Genomic DNA, 23,128 nt, shown 5'->3' on the forward strand with positions numbered 1-23,128 from the left:
CAGAATTCTGCGCCTTTTCAGTAAGTTATTTTTTTAGCTCAGACGACCATGGCACTGTTTGTATTTTTTACCAGAACCGCAAGGGCAAGGATCGTTACGACCGACTTTACGATCGCCGGTTTGCGCTGCCAGCTCTTCTGCAACAGCAGACTCGTCATCTTTATGGCTCAACTGCTGCATCTGCGCTAAACGCTCAGCGTCTTCGCGACGCTGCTGCTCCATCGCTTCCACCTCTTCAGGCATACGCACCTGAACTTTACTCAGGGTGCTGATCACTTCATATTTAAGTGATTCCAGCATTGAAGCAAACATAGAGAAAGATTCGCGTTTGTATTCCTGCTTCGGATCTTTCTGTGCGTAACCACGCAGGTGAATACCCTGGCGCAGGTAGTCCATCGCGGCAAGGTGCTCTTTCCACAGGGAATCGAGGGTTTGCAGCATCACTCCTTTTTCGAAATGACGCATCATTTCAGCGCCCACAACTTCTTCTTTACGCTGATAAACTTCAATGGCATTCGCCAGAATACGTTCGCGCAGCGTTTCTTCATGCAGCTCAGGCTCTTTATCCAGCCACTCTGAGATCGGCATTTCGAGATCGAAGTCGTTTTTCAAACGTTCCTGCAGGCCCGGAATATCCCACATCTCTTCCAGTGACTGAGGCGGAATGTACGCATCAATTGTCGCTTTGAAGACATCTTCACGGATACTGTTGATGGTTTCGCTTACGTCGGATACGTCCAGCAGCTCGTTACGTTGGCTGTAAATTGCGCGACGCTGATCGTTGGCGACGTCATCGTATTCAAGCAGTTGCTTACGAATATCGAAGTTACGGCTTTCAACCTTGCGTTGGGCGTTAGCAATCGCTTTAGTTACCCACGGGTGTTCAATCGCTTCACCCGGCTTCATACCCAGTTTACGCATCATGCCAGACACACGGTCAGAGGCAAAAATACGCATCAGCGCATCTTCCATCGACAGGTAGAAACGAGAGGAACCCGCATCCCCCTGGCGACCAGAACGACCGCGCAGCTGGTTATCGATACGACGTGACTCGTGACGCTCAGTACCAATAATGTGCAACCCGCCAGATGCTAATACTGCGTCATGGCGAACCTGCCAGTCAGCTTTAATCTTCGCGATCTGCTCTTCAGTTGGGTTTTCCAGCTCAGCGACTTCGGCTTGCCAGCTACCACCCAACACGATATCCGTACCACGCCCCGCCATGTTAGTTGCGATCGTCACGGCTGACGGATAGCCCGCCTGCGCGACAATCGCCGCTTCGTTAGCGTGGAACTTGGCGTTAAGAACGTTGTGCTTGATACCCGCTTTGGTCAACTCATTAGAGACCACTTCAGATTTTTCAATGGAGATAGTACCCACCAGCACCGGCTGGCCATTAGCGGTACGCTCTTTAATATCTTCAATGATTGCCTGAATTTTTTCAGCTTCAGTCATGTACACCAGATCCGGTAAATCCTTACGGATCATCGGACGGTTCGTCGGCACGACAACAGTATCAAGTTTGTAGATAGAGCTGAATTCAAACGCTTCGGTATCTGCTGTACCGGTCATACCGGCCAGTTTTTCGTATAAACGGAAGTAGTTCTGGAATGTGATGGAAGCTAGAGTCTGGTTTTCGTTCTGGATATCCACCCCTTCTTTCGCTTCGACAGCCTGATGCAGGCCATCGGACCAGCGACGCCCCTGCATAGTACGACCGGTGTGCTCATCGACGATGATAACTTCACCGTCTTTCACAATGTAGTCCACATCGCGAGTGAACAGGACGTGCGCACGCAGAGCAGCAGTCACGTGATGCATCAGCATAATGTTGCCCGGAGAGTACAGTGACTCACCTTCATCCATAATGCCTTCGTTCACCAGCAGTTCTTCAATCAGTACCAGACCACGTTCCGTCAGGTTCACCTGACGTGCTTTCTCATCGACAGAGAAGTGGCCTTCGCCCTGGAAAGTATCAGAATCTTCCTTCTCCTGACGGATCAGATGCGGGATGATTTTGTTCACTTTTTTGTACATTTCCGAGCTGTCTTCTGCCGGGCCGGAAATGATCAGCGGAGTACGCGCTTCATCGATCAGGATGGAGTCGACCTCATCCACCAGCGCATAGTGCAGTTTACGTTGAACACGCTCTTCCGGGCTAAATGCCATGTTGTCGCGCAGGTAGTCAAAGCCGTATTCGTTGTTGGTACCGTAGGTGATATCTGCCGCATAAGCTTCACGCTTAGCAGGTGCAGGTAATCCTGACATGTTGATACCCACGGTCATGCCGAGGAATTCAAACAGCGGGCGGTTATTTTCGGCGTCACGCTGCGCCAGATAGTCGTTGACGGTGACAACGTGTACGCCCTTACCACTTAACGCATTCAGGTAAGCGGGCAGCGTTGCGGTCAAAGTTTTACCTTCACCGGTACGCATTTCGGCGATGCAGCGATCGTTGAGGACCATACCGCCCAGCAACTGGACGTCGAAGTGGCGCATGCCAAACACGCGCTTACTCGCCTCACGGACAACAGCAAACGCTTCAGGGATCAGGCTTTCAACACTTGCGCCCTTTTCCAGACGCGCACGGAATTCGGCGGTCTTTGCTTTCAGTTCGTCATCGGAGAGTTTTTCCATCTCCGGTTCCATCGCATTAATGACGTTAACCACTTTACGCATACGACGCAGCGTACGTTCGTTACGGCTACCGAATACTTTCGTTAATAATTTGATTAGCATAATAAAATCTCAAACGCCCCGCGGTGCGGAGTCAAAAATTATAAGTTGGAAGGTTCTTTTTTAGCTGAGGCGTTGGGGGCCAGCGCGGATCCCCTGTCGCTGGCTTATCCAGACAGGGATGCTAAACGCGGCTTGAGAAGTAAAATGTGCATACGTCACGCGACTTACGGTCGCTGGCGGTCGGCCTTCTTGCGTCAGCATCGCGCTGAGCGTATTCAGCAAAGCAAGATGATGCGCCTGAATTGGCAAGGGCTCTTCGGCAACGGGAAGCGCCTGAGGGGCCATGGCAAAAGATAGGTGGCGAATGACCGTACGAATAGCATGCTGATGCCAATAATCGACGGTAAAATTCGGACGACGATTAGTCGCTTCCAGCAATGCGAGCTGGCTAAAGTTAACCTTAGCTGATTGATCGTGATTACTGGCTGTCGCTTTTGCGGGAGTATTAGGTTCAGCAGTATTACCGAGCGCAGGCAGGCCAAAACTCGCCGCGACCATCCCCAACAGGAGATGCGGCCAGAAGTACCGTCTGCCTAACTGTCGCCATCGCGTCAGTATTCCACTCACGTTATTGCCACCTGATATACCCTGAATTTGGGGTTATGAATTCAAAACTTTTTTTGCGCACAAATCTTATCATTAAAGTGTACGCTCCACAGCAGTAATGACGATAAGTCACAGCTAAATATGCTTAAGAAAGCAGCGAACGCACTGTATTTTAATGTCGTGACAGAGAAAAAATTGCATCGGGAAAGGTAGTGGTCAATCAATACAATAAAAAAACGACTGGCTCATCTGGCCGGAGAGAGTGCCAGATTTACCAGTCGAATTTATACGACAGCTTGTGTCGTTACGCCAGTACGGTCGAAGGTGCTTTGAACGCCAACGGCAGTTCTGCATCGTCCTGGAAGGTCACAAATTCCCAGGCTTCCTGTTTTGCCAGGACGGCCTGCAACAATTTGTTATTCAATGCATGACCGGATTTATACGCGGTAAATGCACCAATAATATTGTGACCACACATGAACAAATCACCAATCGCGTCGAGCATTTTGTGACGAACGAATTCATCTTCAAAACGCAGACCGTCTTCGTTCAATACGCGATAATCGTCAACAACGATGGCACAATCGAAGCTGCCGCCCAGGCACAGGCCACGGGACTGCAGATATTCGATATCACGCATGAAACCGAAAGTACGCGCGCGGCTAATCTGGCGCATGAACGCATCCGCAGAGAAGTTCATCGCATAGCGCTGTGTACTGGAGTCAATCGCCGGATGGTTAAAGTCGATGGTAAAGTCCAACGAGAAACCATTGTACGGTTTGAATTCAGCCCACTTGTCGCCATCTTCGACACGAACAGTCTCTTTGATGCGTACAAATTTTTTGGCGCAGTTCAGTTCTTCAATACCAGCATCAAGCAGCAGGTAAACGAACGGAGCAGCACTGCCATCCATGATCGGGATTTCCGGGGCATTAACCTCAATAACAATGTTATCGATACCTAAGCCCGCCAGAGCAGCATTCAGGTGCTCAACGGTTGAAATCCGTACATCATGCTCATTGACCAGACACGTACAGAGCATGGTATCACGCACAGATTTGGCATCGGCCGGGAAATCTACCGGAGGATTCAAGTCGGTGCGACGATAGATGACCCCGGTGTTGGCCGGCGCAGGGCGTAATGTCAGGGTGACTTTTTTGCCGGTATGCAAACCGACGCCAGTCGCCTGAACGATACGTTTAAGAGTCCTTTGTTTGATCATCGTATAATCTCGCCAAATTACCTATCCAACCGAAGTGTACTATACATTCGGTGGGCCAGTTTAGCACAAAGAGGCACAATTCCCAAATTCCAGCTAATTCTTAATCAGCTTGCTTACGCAGGAATGCGGGGATATCCAGATAATCCGGCTCTTTGGTGGTCTGCGGCGTATTGTCGTTTACCACTTTTGCTACCGGTTTCTGTTCTTGCGTCAACGGTGCCATACCGTGCTGCTGGTAACGATCCATTACTGGTTGCTGTACCTGCTTGTTGGTCACCAGAGTGATTTCAGGACGCTTGTCCATACCAATTCCAGTGGCAACAACGGTGACGCGCAGTTCGTCGTTCATATCCGGGTCCAGAGAGGTACCGATAACCACGGTCGCGTTATCCGATGCAAATGCACGGATGGTGTTACCTACAGTTTCGAACTCATCCAGACGCAGGTCGAAGCCCGCAGTAATGTTGACCAGCACGCCACGCGCACCCGACAGATCGATGTCTTCCAGCAGCGGAGAAGAGATAGCCATTTCAGCCGCTTCTTCTGCACGGTCTTCACCGCTCGCCACACCGGAACCCATCATCGCGTAGCCCATTTCGGACATCACTGTGCGCACGTCTGCAAAGTCAACGTTCATCAGACCCGGACGGGTGATCAGTTCGGCGATACCCTGAACTGCGCCTTTCAGCACATCGTTCGCTGCACCAAACGCGTCCAGCAGAGAAATACCGCGTCCCAGCACTTTCAGCAGTTTATCGTTCGGGATGGTGATCAGAGAGTCCACATGTTTGGACAACTCAGTGATCCCCTGCTCCGCGAATGCCATACGCTTCTTGCCTTCGAAGTTAAAAGGCTTGGTGACGACAGCAACGGTCAGAATACCTAAATCTTTTGCTACTTCAGCAACCACTGGCGCTGCACCGGTTCCGGTACCGCCACCCATGCCTGCTGCGATAAACACCATGTCTGCGCCGTCAAGCGCTGCACGCAGAGCTTCACGATCTTCATCTGCCGCATTGCGACCGACTTCCGGGTTTGCACCCGCGCCCAGACCCTTGGTGATGCCGCTACCAATCTGAATGGTCTGTCCAACCGCCGTCTTACGCAACGCCTGAGCGTCGGTATTCACCGCGAAGAATTCAACACCTTCGATGCGCTCGCGCACCATGTGTTCAACGGCATTACCGCCGCCGCCGCCGACGCCGATGACTTTAATCACCGCGTCATTGGTTAGTTCCATAGGTTCAAACATAGTTTCTCTCTCCGTTGTGCCTGTCGCCTGAGGCCGTAATATTTGCCAGCCTCATAAAAATTAGAACTCTTTTCTCAGCCAGCTATTGAGTCGTTTGATCCACGAGCCAACCGATGCCGTAACGCGTTTTTCAACTTCAGCCTCACCACTCAAATGGGATTCTTTCCCGTAGTGAAGCAGCCCCACAGCCGTTGAATAATACGGCTCCTGGGCATAATCTGTCAGACCGGTGATATTCAGCGGTGCGCCAATACGTACCTGCGTATGGAACACGCGCTGAGCGCAGGCTGCAAGGCCTTCAATTTGCGCAGCACCGCCGGTTAACACAATCCCCGCCGCCAGGTGATGTTTCACACCCTGCTGGCGAAGCTGTTCCTGTAATTGCAATATCTCTTCGTTGACCAGGTTAAGCAGCTCGGTATAACGCGGCTCAATCACTTCTGCCAGGGTCTGACGCTGCAGACTGCGCGGCGGACGACCGCCCACGCTTGGCACTTCAACGCTTTCATCTTTACCAACGATAGAACCCAGTGCGCAGCCATGACGAACTTTGATGGCTTCAGCATCACTTGGCGGCGTACCAAAGGCGTACGCGATATCGCTGGTTACCACATTCCCTGCGTAAGGAATTACTTTGGTATGACGCAATGCCCCGCCAGTATAAACGGCGATATCCATTGTACCACCACCGATATCCACCACGCAGACACCCAGCTCACGTTCGTCTTCCGTCAAAACAGAATAACTGGCTGCCAACCCGGCAAATATAAGTTGGTCAACTTTCAGACCACAACGTTCAACGGCTTTAACAATGTTCTTCGCCATATCGTTGTGGCAGGTAATCAGATGAACTTTTGCCTGCATACGCACGCCGGAAAGACCTACCGGATTTTTAATACCTTCCTGGTAATCAATGGCGTATTCCTGTGGAATAACGTGCAAAACACGATGCTCATCGCGTACGCGTACGGATTTTGCCGTATGCACAACGTTTTCCACATCTTCCTGGGTCACTTCCTCTTCGGAAATCGGCACCATACCAATTTCATTCTGACAGCTAATATGTTTACCTGAAAGCGCCAGATACACCGAAGAAATCTGGCAATCCGCCATCAGTTCAGCCTGGTCAATGGCGCGCTGTACGCACTTCACCACTGACTCAAGGTCGTTCACCCCACCTTTATCCATACCTCGCGACGGGCAACTGCCCACGCCAATGATATTGACCATACCGTCGGGCAGAACTTCCCCTACTAAAGCGGCTACCTTCGCGGTGCCAATCTCCAGTCCAACTACCAGTTTTCTGTCCGTCGCCTTGATCATTGTTGTTCTGCCTGTGCCTGATTCTGTTGCTGATTAGATTCCTCAGGAGGCAAGGGAACCCAGCCTACTGCCGCTCCTGAGTCATAACGCAAATCAACGTAGCTAATCCGTTTGCCATCGGTTTGCGCCTGCTGCTGTAAAACCGGGTAAAGTTCCACAAAGCGAGCCAAACGTTTTATCGTATCGCCCCTGCCCAGATTGAGCTTAATATCGTTATTCAGCGTCAACTGCCAGGAACGACGAGCGGTCATCGCCGCTTCCTTCAGGGTGAATCTATCCTTAGCCAGCACCTGCCCCATATCGCGGAACCCTTGCAACACTTCATTTGCGCTGCCTTCCGGGCCATACAACATAGGTAATACCTGCTTGTTAGCTCGACCAGCCGGTATACTGAACGTATTTCCTTCAGCATCCACCATATGCTGGTCATTCCAACGCGCTATCGGCACATATTCAACCAGATGAATCTTCAATTCATCGGGCCACTGCTTTCTGACACTCGCCTGTTTAATCCAGGGGAGGCGTTCAATTTGACTCTGGATGATATTCACATCCTGAGTCATAAAGGTTCCAGGTGCGCCTAGCGCCAGAATGGACTGACGAATATCGTCATTGCGCGTGTAATGCCGTTCACCGGTCAATACCAGCTTCGACAAAGGCAAACGCTGCGCATCTTCCATCCATCCCAACACCACCCAGCCGCTCACAAACACGGTGCACAGCACTGTCAGCAGAAACAGTATTCCTGCAAGACGCGTTCCATTATTGCGGCGTGAGGAGAGAACCTCTTCTTCATCACCGTTTCGCGTGTTCAGCGCAGCCTGCGACATATCAGTCCGCCAACTCCAGAATTCGTACCACCAACTGCGAGAAACTTAAGCCCGCCTGACGCGCCGCCATGGGCACCAAACTATGGCTGGTCATACCCGGAGAGGTATTCGCTTCCAGCAGATAAAACTGACCATCGCTGTCCAGCATGACGTCGATGCGTCCCCAACCTTTACAGCCCAACGCAGTCCATGCTTTCAGGACTAATGCCTGTAAAGCCGCTTCTTGTTCGTCTTCCAGACCAGCGGGACAGAAATATTGTGTCTCATCAGACAGATACTTCGCCTCATAATCATAGAAGGTTCCCGCCGGTTGGATACGTATTGACGGTAAAATTTCTTCGCCAAGTATCGCAACTGTGAATTCCGGGCCACTTAGCCATTTTTCGATCAGTACTTCTTCATCATGCTGAAAAGCCAATGCTAATGCACTCTGCAAAGCATTTTCTTCTTCAACTTTTGACATCCCCACGCTGGAGCCTTCGCGGCTTGGCTTAACAATAAGCGGTAAACCTAGCGCAGAGATTTTCGTAACCACTTCATCACCAAGCCCTTTTTCGAACTCAGCGCGGGTCAATGCGACCCACGGCGCAACGGGTAAGCCTGCGCCCTGCCACAGCAACTTACTGCGCAGTTTGTCCATCGAGATAGCAGAAGCCATGACCCCACTGCCGGTGTACGGCAGGCCAATCAGATCCAACATGCCCTGCAAGGTGCCATCTTCACCGCCACGGCCATGTAACGCAATAAACACCTTCTGAAAGCCCATAGATTTCAGAAGAGTGACATCAATCTCTTTTGGGTCAATCGGGTGTGCATCCACACCACCTTCACGTAATCCGGCCAGTACAGCTGCACCAGAATTCAGCGATACTTCTCGCTCTGCGGAGGTTCCTCCCAACAGGACCGCAATTTTATCAGCCATGTTGTTCTTCCTCCGGGTTTTGCGGCTTCAGTTTGATTTCAGCTAAGGAACGCGCGATTTTGCCGATATTTCCAGCGCCTTGCACCAAAATCAGATCGTTTCCGGTTAATACCGGTGCCAACATTTCCGCCACCTGAGCCGGATCGGACACTAAAATAGGGTCGATCTTACCGCGACCACGGATAGTACGGCACAGTGAACGACTGTCAGCACCAGGAATCGGCGCTTCACCTGCAGCATAAACATCCAGCATCAGCAGCGTGTCTACTTGAGTCAGTACGTTGGCAAAGTCATCGTACAGATCGCGGGTACGCGTGAAGCGGTGCGGCTGAAACAACATCACCAGATTTTTATCCGGCCAGCCTGCACGTGCAGCTTTAATCGTTGCATCCACTTCCGTTGGATGATGCCCGTAGTCATCCACTAGCATCGCGGTCCCTGTTTTACCGTTTACCGGTTCAAGTGGGAATTCACCAAGGAAGTCAAAACGACGTCCGGTTCCCTGGAAACTTTCCAGCGCGCGTAGGATCGCCTCGTCTTCAATGCCCTCTTCCGTTGCCACGGCAACAGCTGCCGCCGCGTTCAGCGCATTGTGACGCCCTGGCGCATTCAACGTCACGCGCAGATCGGCCATCCCCTGACGCATCAGCGTGAAGTGCCCCTGTGGGCCAATCTGCTGATAATCTTCAACGCGTACGTCTGCGTCATCGCTAAAACCATAGGTCGTTGTCTGGCGACCTACGCGTGGTAACAATTCGCGGATCACCGGATCGTCAACGCACATCACCGCACGACCATAAAACGGCAAGTTATGCAGGAAATTAATAAAGGTCTGCTTTAAATTTTCGAAGTCACCATGGTAAGTATCCATATGGTCAGCTTCGATATTGGTGACAATCGCCACCATCGGCTGCAAATGCAGGAATGACGCATCGCTCTCATCCGCTTCCGCAATCAAATAGCGGCTATGCCCCAGACGCGCATGCACGCCCGCCGCTTTCACCAGACCACCGTTTACGAAGGTTGGATCCAGCCCCGCTTCCGCATAGATACTGGAAACCATCGCGGTCGTCGTGGTTTTACCATGCGTCCCGGCAATGGCGATGCCGTGACGAAAACGCATTAACTCTGCAAGCATCTCTGCACGGCGGATCACCGGGATACGTGCCTCGTGTGCCGCAACGATTTCCGGGTTATCTGCAGAAATTGCGCTGGAAACTACTACCACGCTCGCATCACGCACGTTTTCCGGACGATGGTTGAAGAAAATGGTGGCCCCCAGGTTCGTCAGCTGTTGAGTAACCGGATTCGGCGCTAAGTCAGAACCGCTAATCTGATAACCTTCATTGGCCAAAACTTCGGCAATACCGCCCATACCAGCACCACCGATGCCGACAAAGTGAATGTGCCGAACGCGACGCATTTCGGGCACGATGGAACGCAGTTTTGCCAATTGTTGTGTATTCATTCTTTACGCCATTAACTTCGAAATATCCTGTGATGCAAAAGGCATCACCACAATTACACCCGGGCAGCCCGACTGACTTCATTTGCCACACGCTCAGTGGCATCCGGTATGGATGCAGCGCGTGCACGTTCTGCCATGGTTAATAAAGTTTCTCGCGACCACCCGGAAAGGGTGCTTACGACGGCATCCACAGTAAACTGCGGCTGCTCTAAAATTTTTGCTGCGCCCGCTTTTTCCAGTGGAAGCGCATTCCAGTACTGTTGCCTGTCTTTGTGTTGAAACGGCACAAACAGCGCTGGTAAACCTGCAGCAGCAACCTCACTCACCGTCAGTGCACCAGAACGACACACGACGACATCCGCCCACGCATAGGCTGCGGCCATATCATCAATAAACTCGGTGACCTTATGCTGCGGCTGCCCCGCTTCGGCGTAAGCCTGTTCAACGGTTTGCTGTGCGCCTTTGCCGCTCTGATGCCAGATAGTCACCGCGTCACCAAGTTTTGCGGCAACCTGCGGCAGCGTCTGATTCAGCACTCGCGCGCCCTGAGATCCACCAACAACCAGCACGCGAACCGGGCCTTCACGTCCGGCCAGACGAACCTGGGGTAACGGTAACGCCAGCACATCGGTCCGCACCGGGTTACCCACCACTTCCGCTTTAGGGAAGGCGCCAGGAAATGCCTGCATGACCGTCGTTGCAATCTTCGCCAGCCATTTATTGGTCAATCCCGCGATGCCGTTCTGTTCGTGCAGCACCACCGGAATACCTAACGACCAGGCTGCCAGCCCACCGGGACCTGACACATAACCGCCCATACCGAGCACCACGTCAGGTTTAAACTGCTTCATGATGGCGCGAGCCTGACGCCAGGCATTAAAAATACGTAATGGCGCAGCCAGCAATGCTTTAATGCCCTTTCCACGCAAACCGGAGATGCGAATAAAGTCAATTTCAATGCCATGCTTCGGCACTAAGTCCGCTTCCATACGATCGGCGGTGCCGAGCCAACGAACCTGCCAGCCCTGGGCCATTAAATGGTGGGCGACTACCAGCCCCGGGAACACATGCCCGCCGGTACCGCCCGCCATCACCATTAACCGCTTCGGTTGACCACTCATCGTGCACCTCGTGTAAACGCCTGGGCTTTTTCCAGACGCGTTTCATAATCAATACGTAACAAAAACATGATGGCTGTCGACATGATCAACAAACTGGAACCACCATAACTGATCAGCGGCAGCGTCAGACCTTTCGTTGGCAGCATACCTGCTGCCGCGCCGACGTTGACCAGCGCCTGAAAACTGAACCAGATCCCAATGGAGCAGGCTAAGAAACCTGAAAAACGGTGGTCAATTTCCAGCGCCTTACGACCAATCGACATCGCGCGAAAAGCGACGAAGAATACCATTAAAAGTGCCAGTACCACACCGATATAACCCAGTTCTTCCCCAATAATGGCGAAGATAAAGTCAGTGTGCGCTTCCGGCAAATACTCCAGTTTTTGTACTGAATTACCCAGCCCCTGACCCCAAATCTCACCACGTCCGAAAGCCATCAAAGATTGCGTCAGCTGGTAACCGCTGCCAAACGGATCTTCCCATGGGTTCCAGAAAGAGGTTACACGGCGAATACGATACGGCTCCGCGAGGATCAGCAGCACCACCGCCGAAATCCCCATACCGATGATGGCAATGAACTGCCACAACTTAGCCCCGGCAAGGAACAACATCGCCAGCGTAGTGACAAATAGCACCACTACCGTTCCGAGGTCAGGCTGTGCCAGCAGTAGCACGGCCAGCACCAGAATCACGCCCATCGGTTTTAAGAAGCCGCGAAGGTTGTTACGTACCTCATCAACTTTACGCACCAGATAGTTGGCGAGATAACAAAACAGAGACAGCTTAGTAAATTCCGCAGGCTGAATACGCAGCGGTCCCAGTGCGATCCAGCGTGATGCCCCGTTAACGGAGCTACCAACCACCAGCACGATCAGCAACATGATGATCGACGCGATCAGCATTGTGGTGCTGTACTTTTGCCAGAATTCCATAGGCAGACGCAGCGTAACCATGGCCAGACAGAACGCCAGAAAAATGTACAGTGCATCACGCTTGGCGAACAGGAAGGGATCGCCCGCCAGACGTTGCCCCACAGGCATTGACGCAGATGTGACCATGATAAAACCGATCGCTGCCAGACCGAACGTCAACCACAACAGCATACGGTCGTACATGATCAGGCTATCCGCGTCTTTGTCACGCGAAGCCATCACCCAGCCTTTAAGTGCCGCGAAGATCCACGCCAGGACACCAAATCCTGGTAAGCGCGGCATTCTCAGACGAGGGAGAGATAATCGCATCAACCCAACTCCTTCGCCAGGCGGGTAAAGACATCGCCTCGTTGTTCAAAATTCTTGAACTGATCAAGGCTGGCACAAGCTGGCGACAACAGCACCATATCACCCGGCTTCACGCGGGGAGCGAGCAAACGCATCGCCTCTTCCATCGTTTCAGTCTGTTCGGCGATGTCCGGACGCAGTGCCGCCAGCTGTCCACCATCTCGCCCAAAGCAGTACAGACGCACACGATCACCGTGCAAATAACGCTCCAGTGAAGAGAAATCTGCTGATTTTCCATCGCCACCGAGGAGCAGATGCAAAGTGCCATCAACATGTAGTCCATTCAACGCGGCTTCAGTACTGCCCACATTGGTGGCTTTCGAGTCGTTGATCCACCGCACGCCGTTATGATCCAGTACCAGTTGGAAGCGGTGCGCCAGACCGGTGAATGTCGTCAGCGCTTTCAGACTAGAGGCGCGAGGCAGACCCGCTGCATCAGCCAGCGCCAACGCCGCAAGTGCGTTGGTATAGTTATGCTGACCGGAAAGAGTCATCTCTTTCACGTTCAATATTTTTTCACCCTTCACCCGCAGCCAGGTCTCCCCTTGCTGACGGTTAAGGTGATAATCGCCCATATTGACGCCAAAGCTCACACAACGCTCATCGGCGCCACGAACCGGCATGGTTAACGCATCATCTGCGTTTACGACGCAGACTTTCGCGTTCTCATAGACGCGCAGTTTGGCGGCACGATACTGCTGCAACCCAAACGGATAGCGGTCCATATGATCTTCAGTAACGTTCAAAATGGTTGCTGCCACGGCCTGCAGGCTGGAGGTTGTCTCCAGTTGGAAGCTGGAGAGCTCCAGAACATACAGTTCACGTTCAGCGTCCAGTAGCATGAGTGCGGGTAAACCAATGTTGCCACCCACCCCCACGTTCACACCGGCCGCTTTCGCCATCTCGCCAACTAATGTGGTAACCGTACTTTTACCATTGGAGCCAGTAATCGCGACGATCGGTGCCTGCGCTTCACGGCAGAACAGTTCTATATCGCCGACAATTTCAATACCCGCATCCGCGGCAGCGCTTAACGAAGGATGCGCCAGGGCAATACCAGGGCTGGCGACGATTAAATCCGCAGCCAGCAGCCAGTCATCATTCAGACTGCCGACATGACGCTCAACTGCTTCAGGTAATTTATCCAGGCCCGGCGGTGTCGCACGGGTATCCATTACGCGCGGCGTTACACCACGCGCGAGGAAGAAATCTACGCAGGACAACCCGGTCAAACCCAGACCGATAATGACGACTTTTTTACCCTGGTAATCAACCATGATTAACGTACCTTCAGCGTTGCCAGGCCAATCAGCACCAGCATCAGCGAAATAATCCAGAAGCGCACAATCACGCGCGGCTCCGGCCAGCCTTTCAATTCATAGTGATGATGAATCGGCGCCATTCGGAAGATGCGCTGTCCACGCAGCTTGAAGGAACCAACCTGCAAAATAACCGACAGGGTTTCTACCACAAATACGCCACCCATGATCACCAACAGGAATTCCTGACGCAGCAGCACAGCAATAATGCCCAGCGCGCCACCCAGTGCCAGCGAACCGACATCGCCCATAAAGACCTGAGCCGGATAGGTGTTAAACCACAGGAAGCCAAGGCCCGCGCCCACAATCGCCGTACAGACGATCACCAGTTCACCGGCATGGCGCAAATAGGGAATATGCAGATAGCTGGCAAAGTTCATGTTACCGGTCGCCCACGCCACCAGCGCAAATCCGGCCGCGACGAACACGGTAGGCATAATCGCCAGACCATCCAGACCATCGGTCAGATTAACCGCATTACCGGTACCAACAATGACGAAATACGCCAGCAGGACATAGAACAGACCCAACTGCGGCATCACATCTTTAAAGAACGGCACCACCAGCTCAGTTGCCGGAGTATCTTTCCCCGCCAGATACAGCGCGAACGCAACACCTAACGCAATCACCGACATCCAAAAGTACTTCCAGCGGGCTATCAGACCCTTGGTGTCTTTACGCACGACTTTGCGGTAATCATCTACGAAACCGATAATGCCGTAGCCAATCAGAACCACTAACACGCACCAGACGTAAGGATTCGATGGATAGGCCCACAGCAGAACGGAGATGACAATCGCGGTGAGGATCATAATGCCGCCCATAGTCGGCGTACCGCGTTTACTGAAGTGTGATTCCGGGCCGTCGTTACGAACGACCTGACCAAAAGACATTTTTTGCAGACGGGCAATCATGCGCGGGCCCATCCACAAAGAGATGAACAGCGCGGTCAGCAGGCTGACGATGGCGCGAAACGTCAGATAGGAAAAGACGTTAAAGCCGGAATAATATTTGACCAAATGTTCGGCCAGCCAAACTAACATGTTCCATTCTCCTGTAATGCGCGTACTACCTCTTCCATAGCGGCACTACGTGAACCCTTCACTAAAATCGTCATTACCTGATGCTCTGCAATCAGCGTTTTAAGATGCGCGGTCAGCACGGTTTTATCCGCAAAATGCTCGCCAACCCCGCTGGCATCGCTAATTGCCTTGCTCAGTTTCCCTGTACTCAGTACACGGTCAATGCCTGCCGCTTTCGCTGCTTCACCTACCTGTACGTGGCATGCTTCACTTTCCGCACCAAGCTCTGCCATATCCCCCACCACCAGCACACGGTAGCCCGGCATTTCGGACAGAACCTGTACCGCCGCGGTCATCGAACCAACGTTCGCGTTATAGGAGTCGTCCAGCAGCAGCTGATTTTCAGCAAGTTGAATCGGGAACAGACGCCCCGGCACTGCTTTCAGATCCTTCAGACCGGTTTTAATTGCCTCATGCGTAGCGCCAACTGCCATTGAGAGCGCGGCCGCAGCCAATGCGTTGGCAATGTTGTGGCGGCCCGGTAATGGCAGCAGGACATCAATGCTGCCCACAGGCGTTTGCAGAGAAAACTCAGTACCGTGCGAGGTGATATGAATGTTGGTTGCAGAAAAATCGCTGTTGGCCGCATTCGGGGAAAAGCGCCAGACTTTGCGATCGCCAATAACGTTCTGCCAGTTCAGCCAGTCGTTGTTATCAGCATTCATAATGGCAATGCCGTTCGCCGACAGACCGGTAAAGATTTCGCCTTTGGCTTTGGCCACACCCGCAAGCGAACCAAACCCTTCCAGGTGAGCCGCAGCAAGATTGTTAACCAGCGCAGCTTCTGGACGCGTCAGACCGACAGTCCACGCGATCTCACCCTGATGATTGGCGCCAAGTTCAATCACGGCATAGTCATAATCGTTGTTTAACCGCAGCAGCGTCATTGGTACGCCAATGTCATTATTCAGGTTGCCAGCCGTGTACAGGGTATTTCCGCACTGGCTCAGAATAGAAGCGGTCATCTCTTTGACAGACGTTTTACCGGATGAACCGGTCAGCGCTACCACGCGAGCCGGAACTTGCGCGCGAACCCACGCTGCCAGCTCACCGAACGCCAGTCGCGTATCCTTCACAATCAATTGCGGCAAATCGATTTCCAGCGGACGGCTAACCAGCAGTGCGCCAGCCCCGCTCGCTTTTGCTTGTTCAGCAAAATCGTGAGCATCAAAGCGTTCGCCTTTCAGCGCCACAAACAAACAGCCCGGCGTGACTTTACGCGTATCGGTTGTAACTGCATCCAGGGTCAGATCGGCCCCTTTCAGTTCGCCGCGGAGGATCTCCGTCAGTTGGCTGAGGGTTACGCTAATCATGCGATCACCCCCAGCAAGCGGGCTGCCGTAACACGGTCAGAGTAGTCAAGGCGATGAGACCCGACGATCTGGTAATCCTCGTGACCTTTCCCTGCCACCAGCACCACGTCGTTTTCTTTCGCCTGCATGATGGCGTTTGTCACCGCTTCAGCGCGCCCTTCCATCACCTTCGCATGCCCGGCATCCAGCATACCTGCCAGAATGTCGTTAATGATGGCGCGTGGTTCTTCGGTGCGCGGGTTGTCGTCCGTCACCACGACTACATCAGCAAACTGCTCTGCAATAGCCCCCATCAGCGGGCGTTTACCTTTGTCACGATCGCCGCCGCAGCCAAAGACGCACCACAGTTTACCGGCACAGTGTAGACGTGCTGCCTGCAACGCTTTTTCCAGCGCATCCGGCGTGTGGGCATAATCAACCACCACCGTGGTTTTGCCCGGCGCGCTGAACACTTCCATACGTCCACAAACCGGTTGCAGGCGCGCAGCCGTTTTCAGTAATTCTGCTAACGGATACCCGAGCGCCAGCAGCGTTGCCAGCGCCAGCAGCAGGTTGCTGACGTTGAATGCCCCCATCAGGCGGCTTTCAATTTCACCGTCGCCCCACGAAGAAGTGAAACGAATTGTCGCGCCGCTGTCGTGGTAATTCACGTCTACTGCTTTCAACCAACGTCCGTGACAGTTAGGGTTGATATGGTCTTCCATCGAAACGGCAACCGCATCCGGCAGTTTTGCCAGCCAGCGACGACCAACTTCATCATCGGCATTGACGATGGCCTGACCGCAATGATGGGTGGAGTACAGCAGCCATTTAGCCGCTTCGTAATGCTCCATATCGCCGTGATAGTCGAGGTGATCACGACTTAAATTGGTAAATACCGATGCGGCAAATTTCAAAGCCGCCACGCGATGCTGAACCAGACCGTGGGACGAGACTTCCATTGCTCCAAACGTTGCACCCTGCTCAACTAGTCCCGCCAGCACGTGCTGAACGTCAACAGCTGAACCGGTGGTATTCTCGGTCGGGATCACTTTGCCCAGCAGACCATTGCCTACCGTGCCCATCACTGCACTGGTCTCACCAAGCAACTGACTCCATTGCGCCAGCAGTTGGGTGGTGGTGGTTTTACCGTTGGTCCCGGTCACACCGACCAGGCGCATATTCTCAGATGGCTCGTGGTAAAAGCGACCCGCCAGTGCAGATAAACGTTCATTAAGCTGGCTAAGATAGATTACAGGCACACCGTGCATTTCACGGATTTCACCGTCGGTTGCCTCGTCTTTTGCCTCTGCAATTATGGCAGCTACACCTTGCGCTATCGCCTGCGGGATATATCGACGCCCGTCCGCCTGATGACCTACCACTGCCACAAAGAGATCCCCCGATGCAGCCACACGGCTGTCGAGTGTCATCTCCCGCAGTGCTCGCTCCGGTGCACCCGGCACCCATGGAGCAAGAAGGTCGCGCAAATTACGATCTGCCACCTGTTGCCTCGCCTTGATTATTCACAAATTCATTTTTATCGCTCGTTGCCAGCGCATCCGGTTCGATGTTCATGGTACGCAGTACGCCGCCCATGATGGCACCAAAGACCGGCGCGGAAACGGCGCCACCGTAGTATTTACCCGCCTGCGGATCGTTGATAACAACAACCAGCGCGAAGCGCGGCTGACTCGCAGGCGCAACACCTGCGGTATAAGCAATGTATTTATTGATGTAGCGGCCATCCGGCCCTACTTTTTTCGCCGTACCGGTTTTAATAGCGATGCGATAGCCTTTAATCGCCGCCTTCACGCCGCCGCCGCCAGGCAGCGCGACGCTTTCCATCATGTGCACCACGGTGCGTACGGTCGACTCCGGGAAGATACGCTCGCCCGGAACAGGAGGATCAACTTTGGTAATCGACAGCGGACGATAAACGCCATAGCTGCCGATGGTTGCATAGACTCGCGCTAACTGTAACGGGGTTACCATTAGCCCATAGCCGAAAGAGAAGGTGGCCCTCTCTATGTCAGACCACCGTTGTTTTTGAGGATATAAGCCACTGCGTTCTCCGACCAACCCCAAATTGGTCGCTTTTCCCAGCCCAAAACGTGAGTAAGTATCTACTAACGCTGAGGACGGCATCGCTAACGCCAGCTTGGAAACACCGACGTTACTCGACTTCTGCAAGACCCCTGTGAGGGTCAATTCGCTATAACGCGCCACGTCTTTAATTTCGTGACCATTAATTCGGTAGGGAATAGTGTTCAGTACGGTATTTTCGCGAACCACACCGCGCTGCAGTGCCGTCATCACCACCATCGGTTTGACGGTAGAACCCGGCTCGAACACGTCAGTGATGGTACGGTTACGCATTGCATCCTTCGGCGTACCGGTGAGGTTGTTTGGGTTATAGGAAGGGCTATTCGCCATCGCCAGCACTTCACCCGTGTTAACATCGACTAACACGGCGCTGCCCGATTCTGCTTTGTTAAAGGCAACAGCGTTGTTCAGTTCGCGGTAGACCAGCGCCTGCAAGCGCTCATCAATACTTAATGCAAGATTATGCGCCGCCTGGCTATCGGTCGACGAGATGTCTTCAATAACACGGCCATAGCGATCTTTACGCACCACACGCTCGCCAGGTTGACCGGTGAGCCATTTATCAAAACTCTTCTCAACGCCTTCAATCCCCTGGCTGTCGACGTTGGTGAAACCAATGAGGTGAGCGGTCACTTCCCCGGAAGGGTAGTAACGACGGGATTCTTCACGCAGATGGATCCCCGGTAGCTTCAGTTTCTTGATGTAGTCAGCCATGTCAGGGTTGACCTGACGTGCGAGGTAGATAAAACGCCCTTTCGGGTTAGCGTTAATTCTGGAGGCCAGTTGATCAAGCGGAATGTTCAACGCAGTCGAAAGCGCTCTCCAGCGTTCACCAACGCTAACGCCGCCCGCATCATGCACTTCTTTTGGATCAGCCCAGATAGCCTTAACCGGCACACTCACCGCCAACGGACGTCCTGAACGGTCGGTAATCATACCGCGCGATGTGGAAACCTCCTGGACGCGCAGAGAGCGCATGTCGCCCTGGCGCACCAGCATGTCAGGCGCGATGATTTGCAGCCAGGCAACGCGCCCCAGCAGGAACCCCAGCGCCAGCAAAATACAACCGCACAGTAACGCAAAACGCCAACTGATAAAGTTGGCTTGTTCTTCCTGGCGTTTTGGTTTGTGCGTCTTTGCCGCTGCTTTCATGCGTCGCGTTTATCCTTATTTTTGTACTACGATATTTTCTTGTGAGGGATCAACATGCTGCATTTGCAGTTTTTCCGTTGCGATCCGTTCAACACGGCTATGGTCGCCGAGCGCGTTCTCCTCAAGGATCAGGTTGCGCCATTCAATATCCAGCGCATCTCGTTCCAGAACCAGTTGTTCGCGTTGCGCGGTCAGTAAGCGCGTATGGTGCGCTGTTGTTACGACGGTGACCGCCGTCAAAATAATGCAAATGAACAAGCAGAGTGGCAGCTTCCCAAACCGCAAAAGATCGTCACCGATCACGCCAGGCAAGGCATGGCGCTCGTTGCTTCCTATCGATCCTTTAACTTTGCTGAGGGCTTCTGTCACTCTGCTGATCATGCGTTCGTCCTCTCTGCAATACGCAGAACTGAACTACGGGCACGAGGATTTTCAGCTACCTCTTCTTCACCCGGCATCAACTTGCCTAGTGCTCTCAACTCACGGCCGCCCAACTTTTTGATCTGCGCTTCCGTCATCGGTATTCCAGCCGGAACCTGCGGACCGCGGCTTTGTTCACGCATGAAGCGTTTTACAATACGGTCTTCGAGCGAGTGGAAACTGATGATTGAAAGCCGACCACCTGGTGCCAGCACGCTGAGCGAGCTTTTTAGCGCCTGCTCTATCTCCTCCAGTTCACTGTTCACCCATATGCGCACCGCCTGGAAGGTACGGGTCGCGGGATGTTTAAATTTGTCTTTTACCGGCATTGCCGCCGCAATCACTTCCGCCAGCTCTTTAGTACGAGTCATCGGTTCAATGCGGTTACGCTCCACGATGGCGCGGGCAATGCGCTTGCCAAAGCGCTCCTCACCAAAGGTTTTAATCACCCAGGCAATATCAGCTTCATCGGCGGTTTGCAGCCACTCGGCGGCAGACTGACCACGTGTTGGGTCCATACGCATATCTAATGGACCATCACGCATAAATGAAAAGCCGCGTTCAGCATCGTCAAGCTGCGGTGAAGACACGCCAAGATCAAGGAGGATTCCATCGATCTTGCCGGTAAGTCCGCGCTCGGCTACATATTCAGCCAGCGCAGAGAAAGGTCCATGAATGATGGAGAAACGGGGATCGTTAATGGTCTGGGCAACGGCAATAGCCTGCGGATCGCGATCGATTGCCAGCAAACGTCCCTCTTCGCCGAGCTGCGAGAGAATCAAACGTGAGTGACCACCGCGACCAAATGTCCCGTCAATGTAGATGCCGTCTGGACGAATATTCAGGCCGTTTACGGCTTCATCCAGCAACACCGTTGTATGTTTATAATTTTCCATCATCTTATAGAGACAAATCCTGCAATCGTTCCGACAGCGCGCCAGTAACAGACTGCTCAGCGTCGATATCTTCCCTGACCTGTTGATACCAGGTCGTTTCATCCCACAGCTCAAACTTATTGAACTGCCCAACCAGCATCACTTCTTTCGTCAACCCTGCATGTTGTCGCAGAATGGGAGCGATCAGTAATCGACCAGCGCTGTCCATCTGACATTCGCTGGCATGCCCTAACAGTAAGCGCTGTACGCGGCGCTCAACCGGATTCATGCTCGACAGGCGCGATAACTTCTGCTCGATAATTTCCCATTCAGGCAGGGGGTACAGCAGCAGGCACGGGTGATGGATGTCAATGGTACAAACCATTTGACCGGCAGCACTCTCGAGCAGTTGATCCCGATAACGGGTAGGCACAGATAAGCGCCCTTTACTGTCGAGATTAACTAACGTTGCTCCCCGGAACATGCCAGCCTCACCCCCGATTACCACTTTATCCCACAAATTCCCACTTAAAGGAGTTTACGGAGCGGAGGAAAACCTTGTCAAGCAAGTCACGGCGCTTAGCGGAGCAAAAAACCCAATGTTTACGGCTAATATCAGCGTTGAACAGATTTCGTACAGCAAACGAAGCAAATTAACGTCATGAATATTTGTAAGAAAAAGATCCAACAACTCATCACTGTTTAAAACAACTCAATATCATCTAAAGAAAATATAAAGTGTCAGTTTGCGACGCGAGCGGCATTTTAGGACAATATGCAGCGAGATAACAGTGCCAGTTAATCGGTCTGTACGCCCCGTACGACAGAGATATACGAGAATTATCTGCAATAAAGAAGCAAAGTGTTTGTTAATTCGGCAATTCCACACAAGCATGTAACAAAATAATACAACAGTAACGCGTCGTTACGTATCAATAACCCAAAAACAGACGGCAGTATTTTAAATCGAGGTAATTAAGAAATGAATTTCAGATAATTCTAAAGAATATTCTTAATTATAATGAGGTTATTTCTGATAATTGATATTTGATAGCGCCAGAAGGGTATCCTACCGGCGCATACTGCAGAGGAGACTTAGCTGCGGCTGAGAATACCGCGACGATACAGATTACGTTTAATGCGTGTGAGTCCTGGTTTTGGCTTACGCGGCTCATCCAGGCTGGCTAGCACGATTTCCAGTACGCGTTCGGCAACATCACGATGGCGTTGCGCGACTGCCAACACCGGACATTGCAGGAAATCGAGTAGTTCATGATCGCCAAAGGTAGCAATGGCTAAATCTGACGGTAATTGCCCATCGCGGCGTAGTGTCACGTCCATCACCCCCTGCAACAGGGCAAACGAAGTGGTAAACAGCGCCTGAGGCATAGGGTGCGTTTCCAGCCATTTATCAAACAACTGTGCGGCGGCCTCCCGCTCATAGCTGTTAGCGTACAGGAAATTCACTTCTCGCGGGTCATCCTTCCAGGCGGTACGAAAACCCTGCTCACGCAGGAAACTCACGGATAATTCAGGGAGAGCCCCCAGATAGAGCACGTTTTCAGCCGGAAATTTACGTAATTCCTCAGCCAGCATTTCTGCATCATCCTGATCAGCCCCCACAACACTGGTGAAATGCTCACGATCCAGTGCACGGTCTAACGCCACGATAGGGAATGAGCTATTTGCCCAGCGCTGGTAGAACGGGTGCTCAGGAGGCAAAGACGTTGACACAATGATGGCATCAACCTGGCGTTGTAAAAGATGCTCAATACAGCGCATTTCGTTATCCGGCTGATCTTCAGAGCAGGCTATCAGCAGTTGATACCCACGCTGTCGTGCCTGGCGCTCCAGGTAGTTTGCAATCCGGGTATAACTTGTGTTCTCCAGGTCAGGGATCACCAACCCGATAGAACGTGTGCGTCCAGCACGCAGCCCGGCTGCCACAGCATTTGGGTGGTAATTATGCTCGCGCACCACTGCCATGACTTTTTCAACCGTCTTGTCGCTTACGCGATATTGCTTTGCTTTGCCGTTAATAACGTAGCTTGCAGTCGTTCGCGAAACGCCGGCCAGCCGAGCGATTTCATCCAGTTTCACAATTGCCCCTTGCGTAAAATGTACAAACCATAACCTTTGAGATGGCATGGGTTAAATTTATTAACATCTAAGCGCAGAA

At 52.5% G+C, this 23,128-nt stretch carries 19 protein-coding genes; all 19 read right to left on the bottom strand.

Translation table 11 applies throughout. The features are described from left to right. Positions 1 to 33: 33 nt before the first annotated feature. Positions 34 to 2,739, bottom strand: coding sequence for a preprotein translocase subunit SecA (gene secA / locus SK36_RS17120; RefSeq protein ID WP_045439831.1), 2,706 nt, complete (start codon positions 2,737 to 2,739; stop codon positions 34 to 36). Between the two features lie 60 nt (positions 2,740 to 2,799). Next, positions 2,800 to 3,306, bottom strand: a complete 507-nt coding sequence (gene secM / locus SK36_RS17125) for a secA translation cis-regulator SecM (RefSeq protein ID WP_048222056.1) — start codon at positions 3,304 to 3,306, stop codon at positions 2,800 to 2,802. A 283-nt stretch (positions 3,307 to 3,589) separates the two neighbouring features. Next, a complete protein-coding gene (gene lpxC / locus SK36_RS17130; protein ID WP_045439825.1) occupies positions 3,590 to 4,507 on the bottom strand; it encodes a UDP-3-O-acyl-N-acetylglucosamine deacetylase in 918 nt (305 codons plus the stop codon). Positions 4,508 to 4,607: 100 nt separating this feature from the next. Beyond that, positions 4,608 to 5,759: a cell division protein FtsZ gene (ftsZ, locus tag SK36_RS17135; protein ID WP_003018753.1), complete on the bottom strand. Its 1,152-nt coding sequence runs from the start codon at positions 5,757 to 5,759 to the stop codon at positions 4,608 to 4,610. A gap of 60 nt (positions 5,760 to 5,819) precedes the next feature. Further along, complete coding sequence (ftsA, locus tag SK36_RS17140; RefSeq protein WP_003018755.1) at positions 5,820 to 7,082, bottom strand: cell division protein FtsA; 1,263 nt, start codon at positions 7,080 to 7,082, stop codon at positions 5,820 to 5,822. Beyond that, positions 7,079 to 7,912 (bottom strand): cell division protein FtsQ, encoded by an 834-nt coding sequence (gene ftsQ, locus SK36_RS17145; protein WP_045439820.1) that lies wholly within the window; start codon positions 7,910 to 7,912, stop codon positions 7,079 to 7,081. Before ftsQ ends, ftsA begins: the two co-directional genes overlap by 4 nt. A 1-nt stretch (position 7,913) precedes the next feature. Then, on the bottom strand, positions 7,914 to 8,834 hold the full coding sequence (locus SK36_RS17150; RefSeq protein ID WP_048222057.1) for a D-alanine--D-alanine ligase: 921 nt from the start codon (positions 8,832 to 8,834) through the stop codon (positions 7,914 to 7,916). Next, on the bottom strand, positions 8,827 to 10,302 hold the full coding sequence (gene murC / locus SK36_RS17155; protein ID WP_045439815.1) for a UDP-N-acetylmuramate--L-alanine ligase: 1,476 nt from the start codon (positions 10,300 to 10,302) through the stop codon (positions 8,827 to 8,829). The genes SK36_RS17150 and murC overlap by 8 nt, the downstream gene beginning before the upstream one ends. 53 nt (positions 10,303 to 10,355) lie before the next feature. Next, positions 10,356 to 11,423: an undecaprenyldiphospho-muramoylpentapeptide beta-N-acetylglucosaminyltransferase gene (murG, locus tag SK36_RS17160; protein ID WP_048222058.1), complete on the bottom strand. Its 1,068-nt coding sequence runs from the start codon at positions 11,421 to 11,423 to the stop codon at positions 10,356 to 10,358. Next, positions 11,420 to 12,664 carry a cell division protein FtsW gene (ftsW, locus tag SK36_RS17165; RefSeq protein ID WP_045439809.1) on the bottom strand — a complete coding sequence of 415 codons (1,245 nt, stop codon included), beginning with the start codon at positions 12,662 to 12,664 and terminating at the stop codon, positions 11,420 to 11,422. The genes murG and ftsW overlap by 4 nt, the downstream gene beginning before the upstream one ends. Next, positions 12,664 to 13,980: a UDP-N-acetylmuramoyl-L-alanine--D-glutamate ligase gene (gene murD / locus SK36_RS17170; protein WP_045439806.1), complete on the bottom strand. Its 1,317-nt coding sequence runs from the start codon at positions 13,978 to 13,980 to the stop codon at positions 12,664 to 12,666. Before murD ends, ftsW begins: the two co-directional genes overlap by 1 nt. 2 nt (positions 13,981 to 13,982) lie before the next feature. After that, positions 13,983 to 15,065 carry a phospho-N-acetylmuramoyl-pentapeptide-transferase gene (gene mraY, locus SK36_RS17175; protein ID WP_045439803.1) on the bottom strand — a complete coding sequence of 361 codons (1,083 nt, stop codon included), beginning with the start codon at positions 15,063 to 15,065 and terminating at the stop codon, positions 13,983 to 13,985. Then, the gene (gene murF / locus SK36_RS17180; protein ID WP_045439800.1) at positions 15,059 to 16,417 is read right to left on the bottom strand and encodes a UDP-N-acetylmuramoyl-tripeptide--D-alanyl-D-alanine ligase; all 1,359 of its coding nucleotides are present in this window, start codon (positions 16,415 to 16,417) and stop codon (positions 15,059 to 15,061) included. Before murF ends, mraY begins: the two co-directional genes overlap by 7 nt. Further along, complete coding sequence (murE, locus tag SK36_RS17185) at positions 16,414 to 17,901, bottom strand: UDP-N-acetylmuramoyl-L-alanyl-D-glutamate--2,6-diaminopimelate ligase (protein ID WP_048222059.1); 1,488 nt, start codon at positions 17,899 to 17,901, stop codon at positions 16,414 to 16,416. The genes murF and murE overlap by 4 nt, the downstream gene beginning before the upstream one ends. Continuing rightward, entirely contained in the window at positions 17,888 to 19,654 is a 1,767-nt protein-coding gene (gene ftsI / locus SK36_RS17190) for a peptidoglycan glycosyltransferase FtsI (RefSeq protein ID WP_045439796.1), read from the bottom strand. Before ftsI ends, murE begins: the two co-directional genes overlap by 14 nt. A 15-nt stretch (positions 19,655 to 19,669) precedes the next feature. Further along, positions 19,670 to 20,035 carry a cell division protein FtsL gene (ftsL, locus tag SK36_RS17195; RefSeq protein WP_000625651.1) on the bottom strand — a complete coding sequence of 122 codons (366 nt, stop codon included), beginning with the start codon at positions 20,033 to 20,035 and terminating at the stop codon, positions 19,670 to 19,672. Continuing rightward, the gene (gene rsmH, locus SK36_RS17200; RefSeq protein ID WP_045439790.1) at positions 20,032 to 20,973 is read right to left on the bottom strand and encodes a 16S rRNA (cytosine(1402)-N(4))-methyltransferase RsmH; all 942 of its coding nucleotides are present in this window, start codon (positions 20,971 to 20,973) and stop codon (positions 20,032 to 20,034) included. The genes ftsL and rsmH overlap by 4 nt, the downstream gene beginning before the upstream one ends. 1 nt (position 20,974) lies before the next feature. Further along, positions 20,975 to 21,433: a division/cell wall cluster transcriptional repressor MraZ gene (mraZ, locus tag SK36_RS17205; RefSeq protein WP_045439788.1), complete on the bottom strand. Its 459-nt coding sequence runs from the start codon at positions 21,431 to 21,433 to the stop codon at positions 20,975 to 20,977. Between the two features lie 611 nt (positions 21,434 to 22,044). Then, entirely contained in the window at positions 22,045 to 23,049 is a 1,005-nt protein-coding gene (gene cra / locus SK36_RS17210; protein ID WP_045439785.1) for a catabolite repressor/activator, read from the bottom strand. Positions 23,050 to 23,128 lie beyond the last annotated feature (79 nt).

The sequence above is a fragment of the Citrobacter sp. MGH106 genome, from assembly GCF_001037495.1.
GTDB classification, from domain to species: domain Bacteria; phylum Pseudomonadota; class Gammaproteobacteria; order Enterobacterales; family Enterobacteriaceae; genus Citrobacter; species Citrobacter murliniae.

Coding starts and splice junctions, on each gene's coding strand:
- secA (WP_045439831.1), bottom strand. CDS start 2,739: ATGCTAATCAAATTATTAACGAAAGTATTCGGTAGCCGTAACGAACGT.
- lpxC (WP_045439825.1), bottom strand. CDS start 4,507: ATGATCAAACAAAGGACTCTTAAACGTATCGTTCAGGCGACTGGCGTC.
- ftsZ (WP_003018753.1), bottom strand. CDS start 5,759: ATGTTTGAACCTATGGAACTAACCAATGACGCGGTGATTAAAGTCATC.
- ftsA (WP_003018755.1), bottom strand. CDS start 7,082: ATGATCAAGGCGACGGACAGAAAACTGGTAGTTGGACTGGAGATTGGC.
- ftsQ (WP_045439820.1), bottom strand. CDS start 7,912: ATGTCGCAGGCTGCGCTGAACACGCGAAACGGTGATGAAGAAGAGGTT.
- SK36_RS17150 (WP_048222057.1), bottom strand. CDS start 8,834: ATGGCTGATAAAATTGCGGTCCTGTTGGGAGGAACCTCCGCAGAGCGA.
- murC (WP_045439815.1), bottom strand. CDS start 10,302: ATGAATACACAACAATTGGCAAAACTGCGTTCCATCGTGCCCGAAATG.
- murG (WP_048222058.1), bottom strand. CDS start 11,423: ATGAGTGGTCAACCGAAGCGGTTAATGGTGATGGCGGGCGGTACCGGC.
- ftsW (WP_045439809.1), bottom strand. CDS start 12,664: ATGCGATTATCTCTCCCTCGTCTGAGAATGCCGCGCTTACCAGGATTT.
- murD (WP_045439806.1), bottom strand. CDS start 13,980: ATGGTTGATTACCAGGGTAAAAAAGTCGTCATTATCGGTCTGGGTTTG.
- mraY (WP_045439803.1), bottom strand. CDS start 15,065: ATGTTAGTTTGGCTGGCCGAACATTTGGTCAAATATTATTCCGGCTTT.
- murF (WP_045439800.1), bottom strand. CDS start 16,417: ATGATTAGCGTAACCCTCAGCCAACTGACGGAGATCCTCCGCGGCGAA.
- ftsI (WP_045439796.1), bottom strand. CDS start 19,654: ATGAAAGCAGCGGCAAAGACGCACAAACCAAAACGCCAGGAAGAACAA.
- ftsL (WP_000625651.1), bottom strand. CDS start 20,035: ATGATCAGCAGAGTGACAGAAGCCCTCAGCAAAGTTAAAGGATCGATA.
- rsmH (WP_045439790.1), bottom strand. CDS start 20,973: ATGATGGAAAATTATAAACATACAACGGTGTTGCTGGATGAAGCCGTA.
- mraZ (WP_045439788.1), bottom strand. CDS start 21,433: ATGTTCCGGGGAGCAACGTTAGTTAATCTCGACAGTAAAGGGCGCTTA.